This window comes from Amycolatopsis sp. Poz14 (assembly GCF_006704225.1).
In the GTDB taxonomy this organism is placed as follows: domain Bacteria; phylum Actinomycetota; class Actinomycetes; order Mycobacteriales; family Pseudonocardiaceae; genus Amycolatopsis; species Amycolatopsis nivea.
Genome location: NZ_JACLHD010000001.1, coordinates 3,070,030 through 3,095,940 on the forward strand (window position 1 = coordinate 3,070,030; position 25,911 = coordinate 3,095,940).

Annotated in this window: 23 protein-coding genes; 12 read left to right on the forward strand and 11 right to left on the reverse strand. The window is 69.6% G+C overall.

The window, feature by feature from the left end; translation table 11 throughout:
* Positions 1–30 precede the first annotated feature (30 nt).
* Positions 31–789, forward strand: coding sequence for a GntR family transcriptional regulator (locus FKO37_RS14905; protein ID WP_037817858.1), 759 nt, complete (start codon positions 31–33; stop codon positions 787–789).
* Between the two features lie 42 nt (positions 790–831).
* On the opposite strand, the gene FKO37_RS14910 is transcribed toward FKO37_RS14905, so the two are convergent.
* From FKO37_RS14910 to FKO37_RS14945, 8 genes are all read right to left on the reverse strand, one after another.
* Positions 832–2,319, reverse strand: a complete 1,488-nt coding sequence (locus FKO37_RS14910; protein WP_037817860.1) for a CoA-acylating methylmalonate-semialdehyde dehydrogenase — start codon at positions 2,317–2,319, stop codon at positions 832–834.
* Positions 2,320–2,404: 85 nt separating this feature from the next.
* Complete coding sequence (locus tag FKO37_RS14915; protein WP_238604699.1) at positions 2,405–3,199, reverse strand: SDR family NAD(P)-dependent oxidoreductase; 795 nt, start codon at positions 3,197–3,199, stop codon at positions 2,405–2,407.
* On the reverse strand, positions 3,196–4,359 hold the full coding sequence (locus FKO37_RS14920; RefSeq protein WP_238604700.1) for a glycine C-acetyltransferase: 1,164 nt from the start codon (positions 4,357–4,359) through the stop codon (positions 3,196–3,198). Before FKO37_RS14920 ends, FKO37_RS14915 begins: the two co-directional genes overlap by 4 nt.
* Complete coding sequence (locus FKO37_RS14925; RefSeq protein WP_238604701.1) at positions 4,356–4,907, reverse strand: cysteine hydrolase family protein; 552 nt, start codon at positions 4,905–4,907, stop codon at positions 4,356–4,358. Before FKO37_RS14925 ends, FKO37_RS14920 begins: the two co-directional genes overlap by 4 nt.
* Entirely contained in the window at positions 4,904–6,232 is a 1,329-nt protein-coding gene (locus FKO37_RS14930; protein ID WP_238604702.1) for an MFS transporter, read from the reverse strand. The genes FKO37_RS14925 and FKO37_RS14930 overlap by 4 nt, the downstream gene beginning before the upstream one ends.
* Before the next feature lie 40 nt (positions 6,233–6,272).
* Positions 6,273–7,985, reverse strand: coding sequence for a hydantoinase B/oxoprolinase family protein (locus FKO37_RS14935; RefSeq protein WP_238604703.1), 1,713 nt, complete (start codon positions 7,983–7,985; stop codon positions 6,273–6,275).
* Positions 7,982–10,060, reverse strand: coding sequence for a hydantoinase/oxoprolinase family protein (locus FKO37_RS14940; protein WP_238604704.1), 2,079 nt, complete (start codon positions 10,058–10,060; stop codon positions 7,982–7,984). The genes FKO37_RS14935 and FKO37_RS14940 overlap by 4 nt, the downstream gene beginning before the upstream one ends.
* A gap of 890 nt (positions 10,061–10,950) precedes the next feature.
* Positions 10,951–11,706: an alpha/beta fold hydrolase gene (locus FKO37_RS14945; protein ID WP_238604705.1), complete on the reverse strand. Its 756-nt coding sequence runs from the start codon at positions 11,704–11,706 to the stop codon at positions 10,951–10,953.
* A 67-nt stretch (positions 11,707–11,773) separates the two neighbouring features.
* Between FKO37_RS14945 and FKO37_RS14950 the strand changes: the two genes are divergently transcribed.
* On the forward strand, positions 11,774–12,193 hold the full coding sequence (locus tag FKO37_RS14950) for a MarR family winged helix-turn-helix transcriptional regulator (RefSeq protein ID WP_043836349.1): 420 nt from the start codon (positions 11,774–11,776) through the stop codon (positions 12,191–12,193).
* Here the strand turns inward: FKO37_RS14950 and FKO37_RS14955 are convergent.
* Positions 12,136–13,134 carry a YafY family protein gene (locus tag FKO37_RS14955; RefSeq protein WP_134728799.1) on the reverse strand — a complete coding sequence of 333 codons (999 nt, stop codon included), beginning with the start codon at positions 13,132–13,134 and terminating at the stop codon, positions 12,136–12,138. The genes FKO37_RS14950 and FKO37_RS14955 overlap by 58 nt on opposite strands.
* An 84-nt stretch (positions 13,135–13,218) precedes the next feature.
* Here FKO37_RS14955 and FKO37_RS14960 point away from each other — a divergent pair, with 84 nt between their 5' ends.
* Positions 13,219–13,617 carry a VOC family protein gene (locus FKO37_RS14960; RefSeq protein ID WP_134664835.1) on the forward strand — a complete coding sequence of 133 codons (399 nt, stop codon included), beginning with the start codon at positions 13,219–13,221 and terminating at the stop codon, positions 13,615–13,617.
* Between the two features lie 48 nt (positions 13,618–13,665).
* A complete protein-coding gene (locus tag FKO37_RS14965; RefSeq protein ID WP_134664833.1) occupies positions 13,666–14,187 on the forward strand; it encodes a phosphoribosyltransferase family protein in 522 nt (173 codons plus the stop codon).
* Here FKO37_RS14965 and FKO37_RS14970 read toward each other — a convergent pair whose 3' ends face one another.
* Positions 14,188–15,882, reverse strand: coding sequence for an EAL domain-containing protein (locus tag FKO37_RS14970; protein WP_238604706.1), 1,695 nt, complete (start codon positions 15,880–15,882; stop codon positions 14,188–14,190). It lies immediately after the preceding gene.
* A 220-nt stretch (positions 15,883–16,102) separates the two neighbouring features.
* Complete coding sequence (locus FKO37_RS14975; RefSeq protein WP_037817890.1) at positions 16,103–17,011, reverse strand: SAM-dependent methyltransferase; 909 nt, start codon at positions 17,009–17,011, stop codon at positions 16,103–16,105.
* Between the two features lie 107 nt (positions 17,012–17,118).
* On the opposite strand from FKO37_RS14975, the gene FKO37_RS14980 reads away from it, so the two are divergent.
* From FKO37_RS14980 to FKO37_RS15015, 8 genes are all read left to right on the forward strand, one after another.
* Positions 17,119–18,729 carry a thiamine pyrophosphate-binding protein gene (locus FKO37_RS14980; RefSeq protein WP_238604707.1) on the forward strand — a complete coding sequence of 537 codons (1,611 nt, stop codon included), beginning with the start codon at positions 17,119–17,121 and terminating at the stop codon, positions 18,727–18,729.
* Positions 18,730–18,853: 124 nt separating this feature from the next.
* Positions 18,854–20,302, forward strand: coding sequence for an aldehyde dehydrogenase family protein (locus tag FKO37_RS14985; RefSeq protein ID WP_238604708.1), 1,449 nt, complete (start codon positions 18,854–18,856; stop codon positions 20,300–20,302).
* A gap of 151 nt (positions 20,303–20,453) precedes the next feature.
* On the forward strand, positions 20,454–21,908 hold the full coding sequence (locus tag FKO37_RS14990; protein WP_238604709.1) for a 4-hydroxyphenylacetate 3-hydroxylase family protein: 1,455 nt from the start codon (positions 20,454–20,456) through the stop codon (positions 21,906–21,908).
* A gap of 17 nt (positions 21,909–21,925) precedes the next feature.
* Entirely contained in the window at positions 21,926–22,927 is a 1,002-nt protein-coding gene (locus tag FKO37_RS14995; RefSeq protein WP_238604710.1) for an amidohydrolase family protein, read from the forward strand.
* 9 nt (positions 22,928–22,936) lie between these two features.
* On the forward strand, positions 22,937–23,953 hold the full coding sequence (locus FKO37_RS15000; protein ID WP_238604711.1) for a hypothetical protein: 1,017 nt from the start codon (positions 22,937–22,939) through the stop codon (positions 23,951–23,953).
* Positions 23,954–23,955: 2 nt separating this feature from the next.
* A complete protein-coding gene (locus FKO37_RS15005) occupies positions 23,956–24,624 on the forward strand; it encodes an RraA family protein (RefSeq protein ID WP_238604712.1) in 669 nt (222 codons plus the stop codon).
* A complete protein-coding gene (locus FKO37_RS15010) occupies positions 24,624–25,271 on the forward strand; it encodes an RraA family protein (RefSeq protein ID WP_238604713.1) in 648 nt (215 codons plus the stop codon). Before FKO37_RS15005 ends, FKO37_RS15010 begins: the two co-directional genes overlap by 1 nt.
* Positions 25,268–25,906 carry a 4-carboxy-4-hydroxy-2-oxoadipate aldolase/oxaloacetate decarboxylase gene (locus FKO37_RS15015; protein ID WP_238604714.1) on the forward strand — a complete coding sequence of 213 codons (639 nt, stop codon included), beginning with the start codon at positions 25,268–25,270 and terminating at the stop codon, positions 25,904–25,906. The genes FKO37_RS15010 and FKO37_RS15015 overlap by 4 nt, the downstream gene beginning before the upstream one ends.
* Positions 25,907–25,911 lie beyond the last annotated feature (5 nt).

Consider the following 25,911-nt stretch of genomic DNA (forward strand, 5'->3'; position numbering starts at 1 on the left):
ATCAACCAGCAATACTGGTATTCTGAGTGGGTGTCCGACATCCACGACGTTCTCACCGGCACGCCGCACATCCCCGCGCTGCTGCTGGTCGGCCAGGACGAATCCGGCCTCGACCGGACCAGCCAGGCGTACCGGGCGATCCGCCGGCAGATCATCGATCTGACGCTGCGTCCCGGCAGCAGTTTCACCGAGACCTCGCTCGCGCAGCAGTGGCAGATCAGCAAGACGCCGGTGCGCGAGGCGCTGGCCCGGCTGCGCCGAGACGGTTTGGTCAGCGCGCTTCCGCGCGCGGGCTACCTCGTCAGCTCGATCACGTTGCAGGACACCGACGATCTGTGCGGCCTGCGTACGCTGCTGGCCGCCGAGGCGGCTGCCGAAGCGGCCCGCAACGGTATCTCGGTGCCCGCGATCGAGCGGCTCGAAGTGCTGTCGAAAATCGCGTCGGACTACGTCCCGGGCGAGACGGCGCTCGACGACTGGCTGCCGGTCGGGATCGAATTCGAGGCCATCATGGCCCACTTCAGCGGCAACAGCCGGCTCGTCAAATCGCTCGTCGACGTCCTCGACGAACTGGAACGGGTGCTGCGGATGGTGTTGATGATCGCTCCGGACGTCGCGAGCCCGCCGGGTGAACTGCACGCGATTTTCGAGAGCCTGCGCGACCGTGACGCGGAGGGTGCGCGCTTCTCGATGCGGGCCCGGTGCGAGCGGGTGCGCCGTGACGTGCTCCAAGTGCTGACCAAGAGCACTTCGGTCAGCAGGGCGAACATCGAAATACCGCTGAATTGACCGGTGCGGTCCGGGGAGCACGGTCTCCCCGGACCGCTCCGCTCAGACCGCGGTCGGGAAGTGCAGGCTCGCCTCCTCTGGCGCCTCCGGCCAGCGGCTGGTCACCGCCTTGGCGCGGGTGTAGAAGGCGACGCCCTCGGGGCCGTGCATGTGGTGCGCGCCGAACAGGGACTGTTTCCAGCCGCCGAACGAGTAGAACGCCATCGGCACCGGGATCGGGACGTTCACGCCGATCATCCCGACCTGCACCGACCGCTGGAACTGCCGCGCCGCCCGGCCGCTGCCGGTGAAAATCGCGGTGCCGTTGGCCCAGTCGCTCGCGTTGATCAGGTCGATCGCCTCGGTCAGCGAATCGACGCGCACGACCACGAGCACCGGGCCGAAGATCTCGTCGCGGTAGACGCTCATCTCGGGGGTCACGCCGTCGAAAAGCGTTGGCCCGACGAAGAATCCGCTGTCCTCGACGGTGATATCTCTCCCGTCGACGACGAGTTCGGCACCCGCCGCGACCCCGGCGTCGAGGTAGCCCCGGACGCGCTCGAGTGCTTCCGGCGACACGACAGGTCCCATCTCAGACCCTGGTGCCAGCCCCGGACCGACCTTGATCGCACGGGCCTTTTCGCCGATCAGCTTGACCAGCGGCTCGGCCACGTCACCGACCGCTACGGCCACGGAAATCGCCATGCACCGCTGGCCCGCAGATCCGTACGCGGCGGAAACCAGGTGCTCGGCCGCGTTTTCGAGATCGGCGTCGGGCAGGACGACGGCGTGGTTCTTCGCGCCGCCGAGCGCCTGCACGCGCTTGCCGTTCGCGGTCGCGCGCTCGTGCACGTACCGCGCGATCGGGGTCGAGCCGACGAACGACACCGCGGCGACGTCCGGATGGTCCAGCAACGCGTCCACCGCGACCTTGTCGCCGTGCACGACGTTGAAGACGCCGTCGGGCAAACCGGCCTCGGCGTAGAGTTCGGCGACGAAGTTGGCCGCGGAAGGGTCGCGTTCGGACGGTTTGAGCACGAACGTATTGCCGGTCGCGATGGCGATCGGATGCATCCACATCGGGACCATGGCGGGAAAGTTGAACGGCGTGATGCCCGCGCACACGCCGAGCGGCTGCCGGAAGGAAAACAGGTCGACGCCGGTCGAGACCTGGTCGGAGTACTCGCCTTTGAGCAGTTGCGGGATTCCGCAGGCGAAATCGATCACCTCCAGGCCGCGGACGAGTTCGCCCTTCGCGTCCTCGAAAACCTTGCCGTGTTCGGCGGAAACGATCCGTGCCAGGTCGTCGAGGCGGCTTTCGACCAGCGTGCGGAACGCGAACATGAGCCGCGCCCGGCGCATGACCGAGGTGTCGGCCCAGTCCGGCGCCGCGATGCGCGCGGCTCGCACCGCGGCGTTGACGTCGGCCGGCTCGGCGAGCAGGACGTCGGCTTGGCGCTCGCCGGTCGCCGGGTTCCACACCGGCGCGGTCCGGGTCGAATGACCGGTGGTTTCCCGGCCGCCGATGCGGTGTCGGATGGTGGGGTGCACGAGGGAACTCGCCTTCTGGTCAGGGTTTCGGGCAGCACCGGACTCCGGTGCTGTGATCTGGCAAGGGTTTTCGCCGAGGTGAAGCTCAGACGATGAGGTCGCCGCCGTTGATGTCGATCGCGGCGCCGGTGATGTAGGCCGCTCGGTCGGACGCGAGGAACGCGACGAGTTCCGCGACCTCCCAGGGCATCCCGGCGCGCGGCACCGGGAACGAGCGGGTGGCTTCGCCGAGCGCGGCGGCGGAAAGCAGACCGCGGACCATCGGGGTGTCGATCAGGCCGGGACAGACGGCGTTGACCGTGATCCCGTCCGGCCCGTAGTTCTTCGCGAGGTGCCGGGTGAGGCCGAGGACGCCGTGCTTGGCCGTCGTGTAGTGCGCGCCGCCCGCGGTGCTGATGGTTTTTCCCGCGGTGGAGGAGAAATTGACGATCCGGCCCCATCCGCCGGCTCGCATCGCGGGCAGCGCGCGTTGGCAGCACAGGAACGTGCCGTGCACGCTGACCGCGAGCACCCGATTCCATTCGGCCTCGGTGATATCTTCAAACGCTGTCGGTGGCGCGATACCCGCCGCGTTGACCAGGATGTCGAGCCGGGTTTGTTCGGCCAGCACCGCGTCGAAAGCGCGGCCGACCCGAGCGGCATCCGTGACGTCCACCGCGATCGACCGGATCCGCTCCGCCGGAACCGCCAGCGTCGCGGCCAGTTCCTCGGCGGCTGGCGCGGCGGGGTCGAACACCGTGACGGTCGCGCCCCGGCTGGCCAGCGCGTGCACTGTGGCCAGACCCATGCCGCTCGCGCCGCCGGTCACGATCGCGACCCGTCCGGCGAGTTCCCGGCTGTCCGTGCTGGTAGGAGCGCGGAGATCCTCGACGGCGGTCATGCGGCCGCCAGCAGACCGCGGACCCGGCCGAAAGCCGCGGCTGCCTGTTCGAGGTGCTCCCGCGTGTGCGAGGCCGAGACCTGCACGCGGATCCGCTCTTCACCCGCCGGGACGACCGGATGCGAGAGCGCGAAGACCAGGACGCCTTCCCGTCGCAGTGCCGCTGCCATATCAACGGCGAGCGTTCCGCCTCGCAGCATCACCGGGACGATCGGATGTTCGCCGGGCAGGACCTCGTACCCGAGATCCCGCAAGGCGCTGCGCAGCCAGGAAGCGTTGGCGGCCAGGCGTTCCCGCAGTTCTGGGCGGTGAATAGCGAGCCGGATCGCGGTCAGTGCGGCGGCCGCGAGCGGAGGTGCCATCGCGTTGGTGAAGACGTATGGCCGCGAAACCTGGCGCAGGGTTTCGGTGACCGCGCGCGGCCCGGCGACGAAGCCTCCGGCCGCGCCGCCGAGTGCCTTGCCGAGTGTTCCGGTGACGAGGTCGACCTCGCCGACCAGGCCGAAGTGCTCGGCAGTGCCGCCGCCGAGCACCCCGGTCGCGTGCGAATCGTCGACCAGCAGCACCGCGTCGTACCGCCGCGCCAGCTCGGCGAGCCGGGGGAGCGCGGCGAGGTCGCCGTCCATGCTGAACACGCCGTCGGTCACGATCAACCGGTGCCGTGCCTCCGTGCTCTCGGTGAGATATCGCTCCAGCTCGTTGAGATCCGAGTGGGCGTAGACGCGCCGCTGGGCCTGCGACAGCCGGATGCCGTCGATCAGGCTGGCATGGTTGAGCGCGTCGCTGAAGATCACGTCGTCCGGGCCGAGCAGGGCGGCGAAGACACCGAGGTTCGCGTCGAAGCACGAGCCGTACAACACGGCGTCCTCGGTGCCGACCAGTTCGGCGATGGCCGTCTCGAGTGCACTGTGGACACTTCGGGTACCGCAGAGCACCCGGCCGGCGGCCACGCCGAGTCCTTGATCGCGCATCGCTTCCCGGGCCGCGGCAAGGACTTCCGGGGATCCGGCGAGTCCGAGATAGTCGTTCGAAGCGAGATTGACCAGGGTCTCGCCGTCCAAGCTCAACGTCGGTCCCTGCGCACCGGAGACCACTAGGTCGTGCCGAGGCGGGCGGCCCTCGAGTTCGGTGCGGAGCCGGTCCAGCAACGCCGTGTTCACGCAGTGTCTCCGATCCATTCGGCGCAGGACACGACCTCGAATCCTCGGCTGGGAAAGACCTTGTCCAGCAAAAAGTCGTTGACGGCCGGATCGCTGTCGGCGCATCCGTCGCGCAGCACGGTCACCGGGTAACCGCGATCCGCCGCGTCGTAGCACGTGGCGGTGACCATCGCGCTGGTCGCCACCCCGGCGACCGCCAGGTCACGGACGCCCCGAGCGCGGAGCACGAGATCGAGGTCCGTGCCCGCGAACGCACTGGCGCGGCGCTTCAGGACGACGACGTCCTCTTCGGACACCGGCAACGCCAGTTCGGTGCCCGGCGAGCCTTCGTGGAACGCGTCGCCGGCGTCGAAGAACGACCGGTAGAGCGCGCCGTCGGGCAGGTCGGTCCCGTTGTCCCGCATGGCGAAGTGCACGAAGACGACGAGCGCCCCGGCTTTCCGGGCGCGCGGCAGCAGCCCGGTCAGCGGTGCCACGACCTGGCGGGCGAACGGGTAGCCGTCCGTGATGCCCCGCTGGATGTCGCCGACGATCAGTGCAGTGGTCATGAAAGGTTCCCGTCCAGTCGTTCCATCCGCCGCCCCGTGGTGAGCAGGGCGGCCAGTCCTGCCGTCATGATGATCGCGATCGCCAGCAGCGCATAGGTGAAACTGCCGGTCGCCGACGCGACCGCGCCGGTGAAGTACGGCCCGATGAACCCGCTGAGATTGCTGACCGAGTTGATCAGCGCGATCCCGGACGCGGCGGCCGCGCCGGTCAGCCCGATCGCCGGGATACGCCAGAACTGCGGCATCGCGGTGAGAATCCCGGAGACGCTCAGGCAGACCGCGATGACGAACAGCGTGCCGCTGCTGGTCAACGTCGCCAGCAGCAGGCCGACAATACCGAGCGCCATTGGTATGGCAGTGGCCGTCACTGCAGTACGCCGGGCGGCGAAACGAGCCCATACCAGCAGCGCCAGCAATGCCACCGCGTACGGAATCGCGGACAACAGCACGCTGCTGACATCTCCCGTGCCGCCGATGCTGTGCGTGATGGACCGCAGCATCGTCGGCAGGAAGAACTGGAGCGGGTAGAGCCCGAACGCGATGGCGAACCAGGTCACGGCCATGATCCAGACCCGGCGGCTGGTCAGTGCCTCGCGCAGGCCGGAAAGCGCGCCGTGGGCCCGGTGTTCCTCGGCTTCCGCGGCCAGCGTCGCCTCGATCGCGGCCTTCTCGTCGTCGTCGAGCCAGCGCGCGGTCGCGGGGCGGTCGGGAAGGAAGACGAAGACCAGGATGCTGACCACCACCGTCAGCAGGCCCTCGACCAGGAACAGCGAGCGCCAGCCCGCGATGCCGAACAGTTGCTGGCCCCATTCGAGCAGCGCGGCGGCCAGCGGCGAGCCGATGATCGAGGACACTGGTGTCATCAGGAAGAACGCCGACAACGCCCAGGAACGCTGGCGGCGCGGGAACCACAAGGTCAGGTAGAGCAGGATCCCGGCGGCGAGCCCGGCCTCGGCGAACCCGAGCAGCAGCCGGGCCAGGTACAGCGTCGCGGCCGAGTTCACCGCCGAGGTGGCCGCGGTGACCAAGCCCCAGGTGATCATGATGCGCGCGATCCATTTGCGCGCGCCGAACCGCCGCAGCGCCAGGTTGCTCGGCACCTCGACCAGGATGTAGCCGATGAAGAACAGTCCGGCGGCGAGCCCGATCTGGCCGGTGCTCAAGTGCAGGTCGCGGGACATCGGGGCGGCGAGGTAGCCGACGTTGGCGCGGTCGATGTAGCTCGCCACGTAGGCGAGGCCGACCAGCGGGATGATCCGGATGCCCGCTTTCCGCCAGGTGCGCGGAGCGACGCTGCTCCGGCCGGCGGCGACATGGGAACTCATGGCGAAGTCCGATCTGTCGGGGAATGGGAGTGGTGGTGCGTCAGCGCGCCTTGCCGCGTGCGGCGGCGGTGGCGGCCAGGTCGATCCCCCCGTCGTCGATGACGACGCCGTAGTCCCGTTCGGCTCCCTCGCGGGTGACCTTGCCGTCCAGGACGTCTTCGAGCACCCGTTCCGGCTCACGGCCGAACGGGTGTCCGTGACCGCCCCCGCCTGCGGTCACGTGCCGGTGCCGGGTTCCGGCGGTCATGGCGAAATGCGGTTTGGACTCCAGCACGCGTTCGCCCGGACCGCCTTGGTCGAGGACGTTGAGCGACGGAGTCCCCGGCGCGCCGCCGGACAGCCCGTACGGCAGGAACTTCCGCCGGTCGGACCGGATCTGCACGCTGGCCTCGGGAGCCAGCAGCGTCATGTCGCGGAACGTCGCGAGGCCGCCGCGCCAGCGTCCCGCGCCGCCGCTGTCGGGCAGGTAGCCGTAGCCGTCGATGCGGAGATGGCCGGAGCGTTCGAGTTCCTCGACCGGGGTGTTGGTCAGGTTCGCGCCCAGCGAGCTGATCCCGTCGACGCCGTCGCGGTCGGGCCGGGCGCCCCACGCGCCGGCGAGCGGATCCCACAGCACCATGGATTCGCCGTCCGGGCCGACGAGTCCGATCGCGATGCCGTCCGGACCTCCCTCGCCCGCGGCGGGCACCCGGTCCGGGAACACCGGTGCGAGCGCGCCGAGCACCGCGTCGATGATCCGGAAGCCGACCAGTCCGCGTGCCCCGCGAGCGGCCGGGCGCTGTCCATTGAGGATGGACGCCGGCGGGATGACGAAACTGAACGGCCGGTAGAAGCCGCTGTTCGCCGGGATGTCGGAGGCGAGGACGCCTTGCAGCGCGGCGTAGGCGGCGGAGCGGGTGAACGATTCGGTCGCGTTGAGCGCGGAGCCGACCTGCGGCGAGGAACCGGTGAAGTCGAGTTCGATTCCGGACTCCGACAGGGTCGCTTTGACGCGGATCGGGATCGGCCCGGATCCGAGTCCGTCGTCGTCGATGTGATCGGTGAACTCGTACGTGCCGGGAACGGCTTCGGCGAGTGCGGCGCGCAGGAGGGTTTCGGAGTAGTCGAGCAGTTCGTCGATCAGCTCGGAGAGCCGTTCGACGCCGTGGCGAGCGGCGAGGGCGCGCAGTCCTTCGGCTCCGGTGTGGCAGGCGGCCAGCTGGGATTCCAGGTCGCCGCGCAGGAGTTCCGGTTCGCGGACGTTGCGCAGCAGCACGCGCAGGAAGGTTTCGTTCGTGGTGCCCGTGTCGATCAGCCGCGAGGGTGGGATCTGAATTCCCTCGGCAAAGATATTAGTGGACTGGACTGCCATCGACCCGGCCGCCCAGCCGCCGACGTCGGTGTGGTTGACGACGGTGACCGCGAACCCGAGCAGCGTTTCCCCTCCGAACACCGGGGAAACCGCGAAGATGTCCGGCAGGTGCATGCCGCCGAGCGACGGGTCGTTGAGCAGGTAAAGGTCGCCGGGCGCCACCGAATCGCCGAACTCGGCGAGGATCGCTTCCATCGCGTCCGGAATGGACCCGAGGTGCACCGGAAGCGTGTTCGCCTGGGCGATCACCCGGCCGCGGGCGTCGCACAGCGCGGCGGAGAAGTCCATGCTGGACGCGACGAGCTGCGAATGCGCGGTGCGCAGGACGGTGATCGCCATTTCGTCGGCGATCCCGGTGACGGCGTTGCGGAAGACCTCGAACGTCACGGCGTCGCGGATCATGCGGCACTCCAGGTGATCACGATGTTGTTGAACCGGTCGCGGTGCGCCTGCGCACCGGGCGGGACGAGGGTGGTGGCGTCCATGTCCTCGATGATCATCGGACCGGGCGCCGGGGTGGCGCCGAGCGCGGCGCGGGTGATGACTGGAGCGGAAACTGTTTCGGCGAACCGACATTCCCGGGTCGATGGTGCCATGCTCTCGGACTCGGGGAGTGCCAGCACGTCCGAAATGGACACTGGAGTGGGCTGCCTTCCGCGCACCCGGAGGTTCACCGGCTCGACCAGGTCGTCGGTGCCAGCTCGGCCGTAGGTGCGCTTGTGTTCGGCGTGGAACCGGGCGCGGGTCTCGGCGAGCAGGTCCTCGGTGAGCTCGCCGTCGGGAACACGGATGCGTAGTTCGAAGCGCTGTCCGCGGTAGCGCATGTCCAGCAGGCGGTCCACGATCGCGTCCTCGCCGAGTTCCTCGCGGACCTTTTCGGACAGTCGCGCGAATTCCTCGGCGAGCGCTGGTGTCTCAGCGAATTCGGCGCGGTACGGGGACAGCTCGTGTCGTTCGGTGTCGGCGACGAGCAGGCCGAGGCTGCTGAAGAGTCCGGGGTGCACCGGTACGAGCACAGTGTCGATGCCCAGTTCGCGGGCCAGCGCGGCGGCGTACAGCGGGCCGGCGCCGCCGAACGCGACCATCGTCGCTTCCCGCGGATCCCTACCGCGTTCGCTGGTGACCGCTTTGACCGCGGTTGTCATACTAGAGACGGCTACCTGATATGCCCCGCGTGCGGCCCCTGGGATGTCTTCGCCGAGCTGTTCGGCCACTGTGGACAGTGCTTTTTCGGCGAGGTCCGGATGGATCGCGACGCGCCCGCCTGCCAGGGACTGCGGGCTGAGATATCCGAGCGTGACGTTGGCATCCGTCAGGGTCGGCAGTTCGCCGCCCTGGCCGTAGCAGGCTGGCCCCGGCCGGGACCCGGCGCTCGCCGGTCCGACGTGGAGCGCACCCGCGGAGTCGACGGAGATGATGCTGCCGCCGCCGGACCCGACCTCGGCGATGTCGATCGACGGTGCCCGCACCGGGTAGCCCGCCCCGGAACTGAGCCCGCGCGCCACGTTCATCCCGCCGCCGACCTCGTAGTCCGCCGAGACGAACGGTTCCCCGTGCTCGATCAGCGAGGCCTTCGCCGTGGTGCCGCCCATGTCGAAGGCGACCACTGTGGACAGTCCGATCAGCTGCCCGAGCTTCTGCACGGCGGTGACCCCGGCGGCAGGGCCGGACTCGATGATCTGCACCGGCCGTCGCACGACCGAAGCGGCATCGAGCAGGCCCCCGCTGGACTGCATGACCAGCAGTGGCGCACGGACGTTCTCGGCGCGCAGTCCCGCTTCCAGCCGGGTGAGGTAACCGTGCACCGCCGGGCCGACGTAAGCGTTGACGGCCGCGGTGCTGGTGCGTTCGAATTCGTGCGGCTGAGGGGATACGTCGACTGATGCGGTGACGTAGACCTCGGGCAGTTCGGCACGCAGCAACTCGGCGACCCGCCGTTCCTCGTCCGGCCGGATGTAGGAATTGAGCAGGCACACGGCGACTGCTTCGATGCCGTCCGCGCGCAATCGCCCGGCCAGCGCACGGACCTCGTCCGCGTCGGCCGAGGGGGAGAGCTGCCCGTCGGCGGTGATGCGCTGGTCGAGCTCGTAGCGATTCCTCCGGCGCGCCAACGGTTCCGGCTTCGACCAGGACAGGTCGTAGAGCGACGGACGCCGCAGCCGCCCGATCTCCAGCACGTCGCGGAAGCCGCGGGTGGTGACCACCGCGGTCCGGACTCCGCTCATCGACAGAATCGCGTTGGTGGCCACCGTGGTGCCGTGCAGCATCGCGACGACTGACTCCGCCTCCGTCCCGGCGGCCGACAGCACCGCCGTCGTCGCCGTCACCACGCCCTCGCCGTACTCGGGCGGGGTCGACGGCACCTTCATCGGGACGACCTCGCCTGCCGGGCCCAGCGCGATGACGTCGGTGAACGTACCGCCGATGTCGGCGCCGACCCGCCAGCCGGCCGGTTGAGGATCGTGACTGCGAGGCACTGCGATCTCCTTCGTTCAGCGAGCGACTGGGATCACAGTAAGTGTGCGTTGAGATATCAACAAGGAGCAGTTGCCATTTTTTAATTCAGAACTGGTAGTAACAGGAAGCGGTGAGGCGGGGGTTTGCGGTGCGGTTCAGTGCGTGGACCTGCGGGTTCGGCAGGGCTGGATGGTGCGGGAGAGGTGATGTCCGGGTTTCGGCCGCGGCAGGCGCCCGACGCGAGGTGCGGCGCGGCTGGGATGCGAGGGGGTTCGGCGGTGTGAGGTGGGGCCCGGCGAGGACGTGCGGTGGGGCTCGGCGGGGAAGCGAGGGGGTGCGGCGGGGATGCGGTGCGGAGGCGAGGTGGGGTGCGACGAGGTCGCGATGTGGCGTGCGGCGGGGAGGTGCGGTGGGGCGCGACAGGGATGTGAGGCGGGGTCGGACGGGGTGCGAGGTGCGGCTCGGCGGAGACCTGAGGGTGGGTTCGGTGGGTTGCGAGGTGGGTTCGGCGGGGTCGCGATGTGGCGTGCGGCGGGGAGGCGCGGTGGGGCGCGACAGGGATGTGAGGTGGGGTGCGGCGGGGGTCGCGAGGCGGGGCGCGGCGAGGTCGTCGGGTGCGACTCGGCGGGGCGCGAGGTGCGGCGCGATACGGCCGGGTAGCGCGGAGCTGGCGGAAGAATTCGGTCGGCGGAGGGCGTGCTCTGCCTGTGCTCTGCCTGTGCCGAGCGTGCTTCCGCGCGGCCTTGGTCGCGGGAGACTTTAGGGGGGTCGCCGGACGGTACGTGCCAGGCGGTGCACCACGCCGTTTCTTCCGCGGGGCCGTACTCGTTCGCCAGTCGCGCGGCGGGCATCTGCCGCCGGACGCGGCGCAAAGTGGGTCGGAGTTCTGGTTCCCCGCGGGTTGTCGTGGTTATGCGTCAAGGGCGAGCAGCGCGCCGAGCAGTTCCTCCGGCGTTTCGACCTGCGGCAAATGCCCGGTACGAGGAAGCACAGTAAAGGTCGAACCCGGGATCGCCGCGGCATAGGCCTCGCCGTACCCAGGATCGGCGATGCGGTCGCTTTCGCCCCACAGGACGTGGACGGGGATGTCCGCTTTGCCCAGTCGCTCGGCCAGTGTCGGGTCGGTCATCGCCGGGCCGGTGTAACCCACCAGTGCCAGCACGTCGGGGCTCGGGCCGGTGCTCCCGGCGGGCGGTACCGGGGCCTTTGACGGGTCGTGGAACGAGAACTGCTGGATTTCGGCGACGGTCTTGCCGCGGACGTCGGCCAGCGGGTGTCCGGCGGCTTCGATGCCGATGCCGTCCACGATCACTGCGCGGCTGACGCGCGGGCTGTGCAGCAGGGCGATTTCCGCGGCCAGCCAGCCGCCGAAGGAGTTGCCGATCACGGTCACGTTTGAGGTGTCTAGGTGGTCTAGCAGGGCGACGTACGCCTTGGCCAGTGCGGTGACGTCGGTGAGCTCAGCCGCTTTCGGGGTGCCGTTGAAACCGGGGTGGGTGGGGAGCAGGACGCGCGAGCGGGTGCGTTCGGCCAGCAGGTCGGCGAAACCGGCCATCGTCGCGACGCCACCTCCGCCGTGCAGCAGCAGGAACGTCTGGGTGCGGTCGTGGACGGTGAGTTCGACCGGTCCGGCCGAGGGGATCTGGAGTGTCTCCGAGGAATTCATATCAGGAACCTTATATAAGGAAACTTAGATAAGCAACCTGTTTCGCAACGGGGTAGGCTCCCCGGCCATGAGGTACCGCCACGCCGACGTCGCACTGGCCGTCAAGCGACTGCAGCACCGCCATCACCGCGCGCTGAGCCAGGCGTTGCAGCCGCTCGGGCTGTCGCTCGTGCAGTGGGACACCTTGCGGCACTTGGCGAATCACCCGGAGGCGTCGCTGCACGACCTTGCCGTGCTGACCTTTCAAACCGACCAGTCCTTCGGCACGCTGGCCGCGCGGATGGTCGAGCGCGGCCTGATCGAGCGGGTGCCGGGGCCGGGTCGCGCGGTGCGGCATCGGCTCACGGAGAAGGGTGCTGAGCTGCGGGCGGCGGGGCAGGAACTGGCGGACGTCGTGGTGAAGAAGTCGTTCAGCCGGCTTTCGGCGGCTCAGCTCAACGAGCTGGGTGCGTTGCTGGATGTCGCGCTGGAGGAGGATCCGGCGTAACCGGTCAGGCGGTCGGCTAGGGCGCGCATCTGGTCGCGGAGTGCGTCCGGCCGCTCGATGACGAACGGCCGGTCGAGTGCGGCGAGGCGCGGCGGGATCCAGTCGAGGCGTTCGGCCCGGATTCGCGCGCGGACCCACGGGTCGTCGGCTTCCAGAATGGCGATGGACGGCGGGAACATCGCGCGGATTTCTTCTGCGGTCGCGCGGATCCGCACTGCTACCTCGTGCTGGTGCGGTGCTTCGGCGATGCCGGTGAGCACCTGGTGGGCGGGGTCGAAATCCGTTGGGGCGCTGAAGGTTCCGTCCTGCGGCTCGGCCCGCTCGATGCGGTCGACGCGGAACGTGCGCACCTGTCCGGCATTTGAGTCGAAGCCGGTGAGATACCAACGGCCGGAATGTGCCACGACACCGTACGGCTCGACGACGCGTTCGCTGCTTCGGCCGTGCGCCGCTGTGTAGGCGAGTTTGACCGGACGCTGGTCGCGCGCTGCCTCGGCGACTGCGAGGAGTACCTCTGCCTCGGCGGTGAGCGCGGGGCGAGCGGGCGTGGTGAAGTCGGCGACCTCCAGCAACGCGTCGAGCCGGCGGCCGAGCGCCTCGGGCAGCACCCGGCGGACCTTCGCGACCGCGCTTTCCGCCGCCGCGACCGACGTGGTGACCAGCCCGGCGCGCCGTCCCGCGACCAGCCCCAGCAGCACCGCGAGCGCCTCCTCGTCGGTGAGCATCAGCGGCGGCATCCGGTAACCGGGGGCGAGCCGGTACCCGCCGTAGCGGCCGCGCACGGAGCGGACCGGGATGTCGAGGTCGAGCAGGTGCTCGACGTACCGGCGAACGGTGCGTTCGTCCACGTCCAGCCGCCCGGCGAGTTCGGCGACGGTCCGGGTGCCGCCGCCCTGCAGGATTTCCAGCAGCGCCAGCACGCGTGCGATCGGCCGGGTCATGCGGAGAATTCTCGCAATACCGGGCGGATCCTGTCCACTATTGCTTCTAGCGTGGCCACTGAGCAACCAGAAAGGAATGTGGCCGTGCAGTTGACTTCTGTCCGCATCATCACCGGTGACGTCGACCGTTTGACGTCCTTCTACGAGCAGGTGACCGGTCTCGTGGCGAGCCGTCCGGCGAAGCAGTTCGCCGAGTTCGTCGGCGCGACGGCGACGCTGGCGATCGGAGCCGCCGAGACGATGGCGCTGTTCAGCGCGGGTGCGGCGGTGCCGGAGGAGAACCGGACCGTCATCCTGGAATTCCAGGTCGAGGACGTCGACCGGGAGTTCGCGCGGCTGCGGCCGCTGCTCGCTGAGGTCGTGCAGGAGCCGACGACGATGCCGTGGGGCAACCGTTCGCTGCTGTTCCGCGACCCGGACGGCAACCTCGTCAACCTGTTCGCGCCGCAGACCGAGGAGGCCCGCGCCCGGCTCGCCAGGTGACGGGAAATCGGCTCGCCCGACCGCCCGGAGACCGGCCAGGATCACCGCATGACACGTGCGCTTCTGCTGGACCGCTTCCGCTGGGTCGACGGACATGCCGACCTCTGGCCGGTTTTCCGGGACGGCGCGGCGTTCGCCGAGGTGGTCAAGGCACTGGCCGACCCGTTCCGGGACGCGGGGGTGACCGCGGTGTGCGGGATCGAATCGCGCGGCTTCCTGCTCGGCGGGGCCGTCGCGCTGGAACTGGGCGTCGGGTTCGCCGCGGTCCGGAAGGCAGCCGGGCTGTTTCCCGGCGAGAAGCTGACCCGCGAAACGGACCCGGACTACCGGGGCTTCCGGCATGTCCTGCGGATGCAGCGGTCGGCGCTGTCGCCGGGCGATCGGCTGGTGCTGGTGGACGACTGGATCGAGACGGGCAGCCAGGCTTCGGCGGTGCGCGACCTGGTGCGCGAGGCGGGCGCTGAGCTGGTCGGCTGCGCGGTGCTGGTCGATCAGCTCGACCCGGCGCTGCGTTCGCGCTTCGGGCGGGTGCATTCGTTGCTGGCCAAGGACGAACTGCCGGAGGAGTGACTACCGCTGGGGCAGCAGTTCCGGCGGCAGGCCGTTCGTTTCCTTGCTGCCGCGGAGGATCTGCGCCCGTCCGGCACCGGGCCAGCTGTTGACCCAGCTCGAGCCGAGGATTCCCTTGGCCTGCTTCTTCAAGGGTGCCAGCAGCCGCGCGCTTTCGCGGTACGTACCCGTCGAGGAGCCGGTCTGGACGAGGCTCGCGAGGGAGAGCGTGACCGGCACCCCGTCGGCGGACCAGTCGTGGCCCAGGACGGCGTCGGCGAGGGCCGTGATGTCCTCGATGCCGCATACGACCAGGAAATCGTCGCCGCCGACGTGGCCGACGGTGACGTCGCCGAGCCGCCGGGCGTGGTCGGTCAGCGCCCGCCCGATGGCGCGGATGAGGTCGTCGCCCGCGGCGAACCCGGCGGTGTCGTTCAGCCGTTTGAAGTGGTCGATGTCCAGCCAGGCCACGACGAACGGCCGTCCGGCTCCGGCCCGGCGGGCGACGTCCTGGGCGATCGCGTCGCTGCCGGGCAGCCGGGTGAGCGGGTTGAGCGCGACCGCGGCCTCGACCTTCACCGCGGCCATCCGGCGCATCACCTCGTTCGGCCGCACCACGCCCTGGTACCGGCCGGACGCGTCGGTCACGACGAGGTCGTCGCCGCTGTTCTCGGCCCCGCCGTCGGCGATGAGCTCCAGCAGTTCGCGGGTGCCGGTGTCGATCCGGACCAGCCGCGGCGGTCCGGCCAGTTTCGCGGCGGGTTTCCCGGAGTACAGCGCGTGCCCGTACCGGCCGGTCACCGCGAGCAGGAACCGCATCCGGTCGATCGTCCACTGTGGACGTGCTTGCTGGTCCAGCCCGACAATGGCCTTCGGCGCGTGTTCGGCGGACAGGATCGCGTGGACGTCGTCGCACGTCGCGTCGTCCGGCAGGGTTTTGGCCTGGCGGAGGAATTCGGGGATCCGCAGTCCGGCGGCGGGCGAGACGGCCGCGGCACCAGGCTGGTCGCCGCGTTCGGCGGCGGGCAGCACTCGGTCGGGGGCGGCGGTGGCGAACAGATTCCCTTGCACCAGCCGGATTCCCGAGCGCCGGGCGAGGTCGAGTTCCGCGTCGTTCTCGATTCCCGTCGCGACGAGCCGCAGGTCGGTTTGCGCGGCGAACTGCACCAGGGCCTCGACGAGCGCGACCGTGGCCGCGTTCGCCGGCAGCCGGCGCAGTGTCGCGCGGTCCAGTTTGATCATCTCGATCGGCGCTTCGGCGAGCAGGTTCATCGGCAGGCCCGCCGCGCCGAGCCGGTCGAAGGCCAGCCGGAAGCCCAGGTCGCGCAGCCGGTGCAGGCCCCGCAGCAGGGTGCCCGGATTCGGGAGGGCGAGCGGGGCGGTGACCTCCAAGACGACGTCGGCTGGTCGGCGGCCGGTGCGTTCCAGGGTCTGGAGCAGCGGGATGAACCGCTCGGCGGGCGCGCCGGCGGCGCTGGCGCTCAGGTTGAGGTGCAGCGACACCCCGGTCGCGTTCGGCGGGACCACCGCGGCCGCGCGGGCGGCGAGGTCGAGGTCGGCGTCGATCAGCTGCGCCTGGTCGCCCGCCGCGTCGAGAAGGTCCGGGACCCAGCCGGCGCCCGGATGCCCGACCGCTTCGACTGCGACCGCCGAGCCGCTGTAGAGGCTGTACAGCGGCTCGAAAGCGAAACGAACCTGGTCGGCGGGGGCGAGCACACGCAGATCCTCGCCTGGAACGCACGGATCTCCATGAAACCGTTATCTTCCGGTGACCTTCCCAGTCGGCGGCCGAACTGGAAAACTCTTCGGGATCGACTGCTGTGCTCGGGATTCGTGCGCGCCGGAGGCAAACCCTCGGTATGGCCCGTGATCACCATCACAAATCGGCTACGAACCACGTGTGACCAGGCGTGATGGCTCGACCACGAGCGATGTGCTAGCCGCGGGTGCCGGTGATGTACCGAAGGTCGCCCATGCGGAGATCGTCGTCCTGAAGCGGCGGCAGGCCGTTGGCCGCGAGCAGTTCCCGGACCGTGCTTCCGCGCACCGTCCAGCCGAGCCCGCTCAGGTACGGAGCCGCTTCGTTGCGCTCGCCGAAGTAGCGCAGCCGCGTCATGTCGGTGTCGAAACCCTCGCCGCGCCACTGTTCGGAGATGCGGTCGAGGCGTTCCTTCGTCTTGTCCTCGTCGCCGGGACGCGGGTTGGGCCGGTTTTCGGTGGCGACCCGGCTTCCCGGCGCGCTGAGTTCGGTGATGGTGTCCAGCAAGCGATCCTGCGCTTCGGGCGGCAGGTATCCCAGCAGGCCTTCGGCGCTCCACGCGGTCGGCTGGGCCGGGTCGAAACCGGCGGCGCGCAGGGCAGCGGGCCAGTCGTCGCGCAGGTCGACGGCGACCGGCCGCCGGTCTGCGGTGGGCTCGGCGCCGAGGCGGGCCAGGGTGCGGGCTTTGAACTCGACCACCGGTTCCTGGTCGAGTTCGTACACCACGGTTCCGTCGGGCCAGGGCAGCCGGTAGGAACGGGAGTCCAAACCGGACGCCAGGATCACCGCCTGCGCGATGCCCGCGGCGGACGCGTCGAGGAAGAACTCGTCGTAGAACTTGCCGCGGATCTTGGCCGCGTCGATCCAGATCTGCCCGACCAGCGCGCCCGACTCCGCCTCGCCGGACGCCAGTTTGGCCAGCAGGTCGACGCCGACCGCCTGCACGAGCGGTTCGGCGAAGCGGTCCGAGAACAGCGTGCTGTCCTCGCGGGTCGCGATCGCCCGCGCCGCCGCGGCCATCGTCGCGGTCGCGCCGACGCTGGACGCCAGGTCCCAGGTGTCTCCGTCGTGCCGGGAAGAAGTCATTGGCCGCAACCTACTCCGATCCCCGACACCGTGTCGCACAGTTCGCCGGGTTTCTTCCGTCGCCGCGTCGGAGCGCCCGGCCCGGCGTGCTGCGTAACGTGCCGGGCATGACGGCTGCGGCGCGGTTGCTGGAAACCTTGGCGCAGTGGGGAGTCGAGCACGTCTTCTGCTGCCCCGGCACCAGTGAGATACCAGTGCTCGACGCTCTTGCCGCCCGGCGAGGCGGACCCGAGTTCGTGCTGACCACCCACGAGGCGATCTCGGTGTCCATGGCCGATGGCTACGCGCGCGCCTCCGGCCGGATCGGCGTCGCCTACCTGCACACGAACGTCGGGGTCGCGAATGGCTTGGCGCATCTGTACGCGGCGCAGGTCGCGCGCAGCAGCGTCGCGATTCTCGCGGGGATCAAGGGAACGGCGACGCTCCCGCACCGCGCGTTGACGACTTCGCCGCGGTTGCTCGAAACGGCCGCGCCGTATGTGGGTCATGCCTGGCAGAACCTCCGCGCCGAGGACCTGCTTGAAGATGTCAGTCGGACGCTGTGGCATACCACGGTCGTTCCGGAGCAACCGGCGATTCTCACCATCCCACAAGACCATCTGGCCGCTGAACCCGGTGTCGCGCCTCCAGTCCGCCGGGGTGCGCGGCAGGGCCCGGCCGCGGAGGCGGTCTGGCACGCGAGCGCGTTGCTCGACGCGGCGCGACGACCGGTGATCGTCGCGGGATCGGACGTCGCCCGGCGCAGGGCCGAGACGGACTTGGCGCGGTTGGCGGAGCGGCTCGGCGCGCCGGTGTTCGTGGAGTCCCGCCGCGACCTCGAACGATGGTCCTTCCGCACGGATCATCCGCTGTACGCCGGATTGTTCGAGCCTCGCGCGCCGATGCTGGCGGAAGCGGACCTGCTGGTGCTGGCGGGCATGCCGACCCCGCTGGAGTTCTCGGCCGAGGTCGCGGCGCTGCCGTCCGGCGTCCCGATCCTGCATCTCTCCGAGGACGCTGCCGAGCCCGGCCGTCGGTATGTCCCAGCCGGGGCGGTGGTCGGCGATACCGCGGCCGCGTTGCGCGGATTGGCCGACGGAGTCCGCGCGCCTTCCCGGAACGAATGGCCTGCCCGGGTGCTCCAGGACAGCGAAAACCGACGCGCTCGCTGGGCAGCGGAAGTGCCGTTGGACGGGGAATTCAGTGCTGCGGTGGCGATGCGCACCCTCGCCGACGTCATCGGCGGGGAACGTCTGCTGGTCCTCGACGCGGTCACCTCGACGCTCCCGTTGCTGCGGTTTCTGCAGCGCACGCGGGCGGATTCGCTGTTCGCCACCGCGAGCGGTTCGCTCGGCTGGGGAATGGGTGCCGCGGCAGGTGTGGCGATGGCGCGACGCGAGCGCGTGCTCGCGGTGGTCGGCGACGGCGTGGTCCAGTTCGGCGTGCCCGCGTTCTGGACCGTGGCACGCTACCGGCTGCCGGTGACATATCTCGTGGTGAACAACGGAAAGTACCAAGCCGTGGTCGCCGGGATGCGGAACAGCAGCGGTGAGCGAGAGGAGTACCCGCTCACCGACATCAGCGGGGTGGAGATCGCCGCGCTGGCGACGTCGTTCGGCATCAAAGCGACGACGGTCGACGGAGCCGCCGGGTTGCGCGCCGCGCTCGCCGAGGACCCGGGGCCGGAGGCCGGACCCCGGTTGATCGAGGTCCGCGTGAACGACCAGCTGTGGCAGTAGCTTCCGACACCGTGTCCAGTCGCGCGCGCCGGATTTGCGTCGCCGAGGCGATGAAGCGAGGGCTCGCGCCGACCTAGCATCGCGGCGATCTCCGCACCCGCACCAGGATTGGCAGGCGACGCACATGGCCCTGTGGGATCTCAGCGAGGCAGACGGGCATATCTACTCCGGCGGCTGGCGTACCGGAGGCGGAGGCACGCAACCGGTGGTCTCGCCGGGCGACGGCGGGAAGGTAGGTCTGGCAGGCATCGCCGACCAGCACGACATCGAGCGGGCCGGAGCACGTGCCGCGCAAGCGCAGGCGGAGTGGAGCCGCGCGTCGTACCGCGAGCGGGCCGACGTCCTCACCCGGGCCGCGGACGCGTTGCGCGACCTCCGCACCGACGTCGAGGACGTGCTCGTGCGCGAAAGCGGCTCGCTGCCCGCGAAGGCGAAGCACGAGGTCGACAAAGCGATCGACGAGCTGATCGCCGCGGCCGGACTGGTCACGATGTCGCAGGGCGATCTTCTGCCGGTGGAAGACCCGGCGACGCTGGGGCTGGCCCGGCGGATCCCGGTCGGCGTCGTCGGGGTGATCGCGCCCTGGAACGCGCCGTTGATGCTCGCCATGCGCTCGGTCGCCCCGGCGCTCGCGCTGGGCAATGCGGTGCTGGTCAAGCCGGACGTGAAGACCGCGTTCTCCGGCGGTGCGGTGCTCGCGCACATCTTCGAACAAGCCGGTCTGCCCGACGGCGTGCTGCACGTCCTGCCCGGCGGCGCGGCGACCGGCGAGGCGGTGGTGCGTTCGCCGCACACGAACGCGATCTCGTTCACCGGATCGTCCGCCGCCGGCCGCCGGGTCGGCGAGATCGCTGGCGGTCTGCTGAAACGGGTGGTGCTCGAACTCGGCGGCAACAACGCGTTCATCGTGCTGGCGGACGCGGATCTCGACCGCGCGGCGGCCGGTGGCGCCGGTGGAACTTTCCGGCACCAAGGCCAGATCTGCATGGCGACCGGACGGCATCTCGTCCACGAAAGCATCGCCGACGAATACGTCGCGCGGCTCAAAGCGGCGGCGGAGAAACTGCGGCTCGGCGACCCGAAGGCACCCGGGACGACGCTCGGCCCGCTGATCACCACCGCGCAGGCCGAGCGGGTGCACGGCATCGTCGAGGCCGCGATCGCCGACGGCGCACGAGTCGTGCACGGGGCCACGCACGACGGCGCGTTCTACCAGCCGACCGTGCTCGACGGCGTGACAGTTGACAATGCAGCTTTCCGAAGTGAGATCTTTGGCCCAGTGGCACCGGTAACCCGCTTCTCGACCGAGGAGGAAGCGCTCGAACTGGCCAACGCCACCGAATACGGCCTGTCCGCGGCGATCCACAGCCGCGACGTCGCGCGCGCCCTCGGTTTCGCCTCTCGCTTGCGCGCCGGGATGGTCGCGCTCAACGGCCAGACCATCTATGACGCCGCGCACATCCCGATGGGCGGCCTCGGCGCGTCCGGCAACGGCGGACGGCACGGCGGGCATTGGAATCTGGACGAGTTCACCTACTGGCAATGGGTGACGGTTCCGACGATCCAGTCCTGAGCGGTTCCGACACCGCGTCGGACTTTCCTACACGGTGTCGGACGCCCTCGGCGGAGATTCCCGCAGCGGACCGATTCTTCGGCGTCGCGATTTCCGTAGCTTCGAATCGTCGCCCGGTGCGGGCCCGTCACAGACAAAGGAGTCGGAGTACATGGACATTTCCGGTGCCACCGGGGCGCTCACCGGCGAGCAGTACACAAAGAGCCTGAACGACGGCCGCGAGGTCTGGCTCGACGGCAAGCGCATCGAGAACGTCGCGGAACACCCGGCGCTCAAGCCGACCGTCGACGAGTTCGCCCGGCTGCTCGACCTGCGGTTCGCCACTCCCGAGGGGCGGGCGGCGACCCTGTTCAAGTCCGAGGAGACCGGCAACGAGGTCAGCTACGCGTTTTCGCTGCCGAAGACGCCGGAGGAATTGCGCGCCAAATTCGCCGCGTCGGAATGGTGGATGCGGGAAAGCCTCGGGCAGCTCGGCCGTTCGCCCGACTTCATGTCGAATGTCGCCGCCGGTCTCGCCGATTACGCTGACGAGCTCGACCAGAACCGCGAAGGGTTCGGCCAGAACGCCCGGGATTACCGCCGGTTCGCGATGGAGCACGACCTCGTCCTGACCCACGCGCTCGGCGACCCGCAGATCGACCGCAGCGCCAGCCCGCTCGACGACCCGGACCTCGCGCTGCGCGTCGTCGAGGAACGCGAGGACGGCGTCATCCTGCGCGGTGCCAAGCAACTCGCCACCCTCGCACCGTTCTCCCACGAGGTGCTGGTGTACCTCAACGGCGTCACCGCAGCGCGCGGAGCGGAAGACTTCGTCATCTGGTTCGCGCTGCCGATGAACACGCCGGGCCTCAAGATCCTGCTGCGCGAACCGCTCGGCGCGGCCGACAGCGGGCACTCGCATCCGCTCGGGAACCGGTACGACGAGCAGGACGCGATGCTGTTCTTCGACGACGTCTTCCTGCCGCGCGAACGCATCTTCCTGCTCGGCGACTCCCTGCGCGCGCTCAAGGGCCTCGGCCGGATCAACGTGTGGAGCTTGCAGAGCACGCACATTCGCTTCCTCGCCCGGATGAAGTTCTTCACGTCGGTCGCGAAGAAACTCGCGCACTCCATCGGCGTGGACACCTTCCGCGGCATCCAGGAACAGCTGGGCGAACTCATCTCCTACGTCCAGACGCTCGAACTGGCGATCAAGGGCGCCGAGGCGGACGCCGTCGTGACGCCGGGCGGGCACCTCGCCCCCAGCAATACCAACGGCGTCGGCTTCTGGTCGGCTGACATCTCAGCGCGGATGGTTCAGATCTTGCGCCAGGTCGCCGCGTCCGGGCTCATCATGCAGCCGACCGAAGCCGACCTGGCGAACCCGGAACTGCGTCCGTTCCTGGACCTCTACATGCGCGGCCACGACATCGGCGCGGCCGAGAAGGCGCGGCTGTTCCGGCTCGGCTGGGAACTCGCCGGCTCGAGTTTCGGGATGCGCCAGGAACTGTACGAGTACCTGCACCGCGGCGACCCCGGCGCGGGCCGCACCCGCCTGCTGCGCTTCTACGACACGTCGGCGACGGACGCGCGCGTCGACGAACTCATCAGCAAGCCGCTCGTCTGAGACGCAAGGAGCATCCCGTGATCATCGACGTCCACGGCCACATGTCCGCGCCGGACGCCTACTACGCCTGGAAAGCCTCGCTGCTCTCGCACCGCGGCGCGCACGGCGGCAAACCCCCGGCCATCAGCGACGACGCGCTCGCCGCCGCGTATCACCACCCGCACCCGAGCTTCGGCGACATCTCGCATCTCGCGCACCTCGACGGCGCCGGGATCGACCTGCAGGTGATCTCGCCCCGCCCGTTCCAGATGATGCACAGCGAACGGCCGGCGAAGCTCGTGCAGTGGTTCACCGAGGAGACCAACAACCTCATCCATCGCGCGACCGAGCTGTTCCCCGGCCGGTTCAAGGGCGTCGCCGGGCTGCCGCAAAGCCCGGATCTGACGCCGCGGGACTGGACCGCCGAGCTGCGGCGCACGGTGACCGAACTCGGTTTCGTCGGCGCGATGCTCAACACCGACCCGTATGAGGGCACGGAAACCCCGCTCGCGCTCGGCGACCGGTACTGGTACCCGGTGTACGAGGTGCTGTGCGAACTCGACGTCCCGGTGCTGCTGCACGCGGCCGGATGCAAGCCGCCCGCGCGCGAGCCGTACAGCCTGCACTTCATCCAGGAAGAAACCATCGCGGTGTGGAGCCTCGTGAACTCCACCGTGCTGAAGGATTTCCCCGACCTCAAGGTGATCGTCTCGCACGGCGGCGGCGCGATTCCGTACCAGGTGGGCCGGTTCCTGCCGTCGGTGGTGCGCACCGGAGTGTCCTATCTGGACAAATTGCGCCGGCTGCACTTCGATTCGTGCCTCTACACCCAGGACAGCCTGGAACTGCTGATGAAGGTCGTCGGTACCGACCGGGTGCTGTTCGGCTCGGAAAAACCGGGCACCGGCTCGCAGATCGACCCCGAGACCGGGCGCTGGTTCGACGACATCCACCTGCTCATCGACGACATCGCCTGGCTCGGCGAAAAGGAGCGCGCCGACGTCCTCGAGAACAACGCCCGCGCGCTCTTCCAGCTCTGAGGGGAGATCATGACCGAGATCGTCGCCGGGATCGGCACTTCGCACGGACCGCAGCTGAAGGCGCCACCGCCGCACGCCTGGGATACCAGAGGCACGGCGGACCGCGCCAGCAAAGGCTTGAAGTTCCGCGGCGAGACCTACCGCTACGAGGACCTGCGCGAGCTGCGGGAGGACTTCTCGCACGAGATCACTCCCGAGGTGATGGCGCGTCGCTGGGAAAGCTGCCAGCGGTCGATGGACCGGCTCGCGGACTTCATCCGCACCCAGGACGTCGACGTCCTCGTCATCGTTTCCAGCGACCACAAGGAAACCTACGGCGACGAATGGCTCGCCCCGTTCTCGGTGTTCTGGGGCGACGAGGTCGCGCACGTGCCGTTCACCCAGGCGCAGCTCGACGCGATGGCCCCCGGCCTGGCCGAGGCGGCGACCGGCGATGTCCCGGATCGCACGATCATGCGGCCCACGCACCGCGCGCTCGGCAAGCACATCATTCAGTCCACCCAGGCCGAGAATTTCGACACCGGCGCCACCGAGGTGATCCCGGCCGGGCGGTACGAGAACCACACCATCCCGCACGGCTTCGGGTTCATCTACCAGCGATTCCTCGGGCAGGAGTCGACGCTGCCGATGGTGCCGATCTTCATCAACACCTTCTGGGAGCCGAATCCGCCGGGCGCCAAACGCTGCTACGACTTCGGGCGCGCGGTCGGGCGGGCAATCCGGTCGTTCCCCGGCGACCTGCGCGTCGGCGTCGTCGCTTCGGGCGGGCTCAGCCACTTCGTGATCGACGAGAAGCTGGACCAGGAGTTTCTCGAGGCGCTGCGGAACCACGATGCCGACTACCTCTCGTGCGTCCCGGCTGCCGAGATGCGGTCCGGCGCGTCGGAGCTGCGCAACTGGATCGCGGTCGCTGGGATCGCGGACGAGGCCGGCCTCGCCGTGACGAGCGTGGACTACGAGCCGTGCTACCGGACGGAAGCCGGTACTGGCAACGCGATGGGTTTCCTTACCTGGGAACGGAAGTGAGCATGTCTCCCGAAGAGATCATCTCCGCGCTGCGCGGGCTCGACAGCTGCGCGGTCTCCGACGCACTGGACACGCTCGGCCTGCCCGGCGCGGTCACCGCATTGAAGCCGATGTGGCCCGTCGGCACCGTTCTGGCTGGCCGCGTGCGCACGGTCACCGCTGCGCCCAAAGCGACTGCGGGACCGGCGACGCACATCGCCACTCCGCTGGTCGCGATCACCGAGCCGGACGACGTCGTGGTGATCGACAACCACGGCCGCACGGACGTGTCCTGCTGGGGCGGTCTGCTCGCCGAGGCCGCGGTCCGGCGCGGCGTGGCTGGCGTCATCGTGGACGGTGCCTGCCGCGACGTCCAGGAGAGCGAAGCGCTGAAGCTCCCGGTCTTCGCGCGCACGGCCGTTCCGGTCAGTGCGCGGGGCCGCATCGTGCAGGCCGCGATGGACGAGCGGATCCAGATCGCTGGTATCTCAGTTGCCCCGCAAGACTTTGTGCTCGCGGACGTGAACGGCGTCGTCTTCGTCGCCGCGGGAGACGCCGAGCGCGTTGTCGAACTCGCGCAGCGGATCGCTGATCGGGAAGCCCGCATGGCGGAGGCGGTCCGGTCCGGTCGTGACGTGCAGGAAGTCATGCACGATTCCCAATTCCCCTCAGTCACAGTGGAGCAGCGCTGATGTCTCTCCTCGACCGCTTCTCCGCGCTCGGCACCGCGACGGTGTCCGACGCCCTCGACAAGCTCAAGCGCCCGGGCAGCCTGCTCGGGCTCGCCCCGCTCGCGGACGGACAGCGCATGGTCGGCCGCGCGTTCACCGTGCGCTACGTCAGCGCGCAGGTCCCGGCGGGCACCGTCGGCGATTTCATCGACCAGGTCGAACCGGGCCAGGTGATCGTGCTCGACAACGACGGCCGGGTCGACTGCACGGTGTGGGGCGACATCCTGACCGCAGTAGCGCACCAGCGTGGTATCTCAGGCACGGTCATTGAAGGCGTCTGCCGCGACACGCACCGCGCGCTCTCCATCGGCTACCCGATCTACAGCCGCGGTCGCTTCATGCGCACCGGCAAGGACCGGGTCGAGGTGGCTGAGGAACGCGGGCCGGTGACCATCGGCGGCGTGACAGTGCGCCATGGCGACATCCTGCTCGGCGACTCGGACGGAGTCGTGGCGATCCCGCGGGATTGCGAGGACGACGTGCTGGAGGTCGCCGAGATGATCCAGGCGCGCGAGGAAGCGATCCTCACCGCCGCGCTCGGCGGCGCGACGATCGCCGAAGCCCGCGCGAAGTACGGCTATCACGATCTGCAGCGGGCGGACGCATGACCACGTTGGCGGAAGACACCAAGGAACTGCTGACGCTCGGCACGGCCACGCTGTACGAGGCTTCCGGCCTCGACTGCTTCCTGGACCCCGCGTTCCGGCCAGCCTGGGACGGTGCGCAGATGGTCGGCCGCGCGGTGCCGGTGTCGGCGCAGCTCGGCGACAACCTCGCACTGCACCACGGCATCGAAGCCGCCGGGCCGGGTGACGTGCTCGTCGTCGACGCTGGTGGCGCGCCGTTCGGGTACTGGGGCGAGGTGATGGCGGTCGCGGCGCAGGCACGCGGCATCAACGGCCTGGTGATCGACGGCGGCGTCCGCGACACCCAGCAGCTCGCGTCGCTCGGCTTCCCGGCGTTCAGCACGGCGATCTCGATCCGCGGCACGATCAAGAACTGGCCGGGAACCGTCGGCCGCCCGATCACCTTGCGCGGCCGGGTGGTGCGCCGAGGCGACGTCGTCGTGGCCGACCGGGACGGGATCGTCGTGTTCCCGGCGGACGAGTACGACCGGGTTCTCGCCGCGTCCCGGGCTCGTGCCGAGAAGGAAGCGTCCTATCTGGACCGTCTTCGCGCCGGAGAGACCACTTTGGACGTCTACGACTTCCGCCAGCTCGGCGTTCCGGACGAGACGAGGTGAATCCC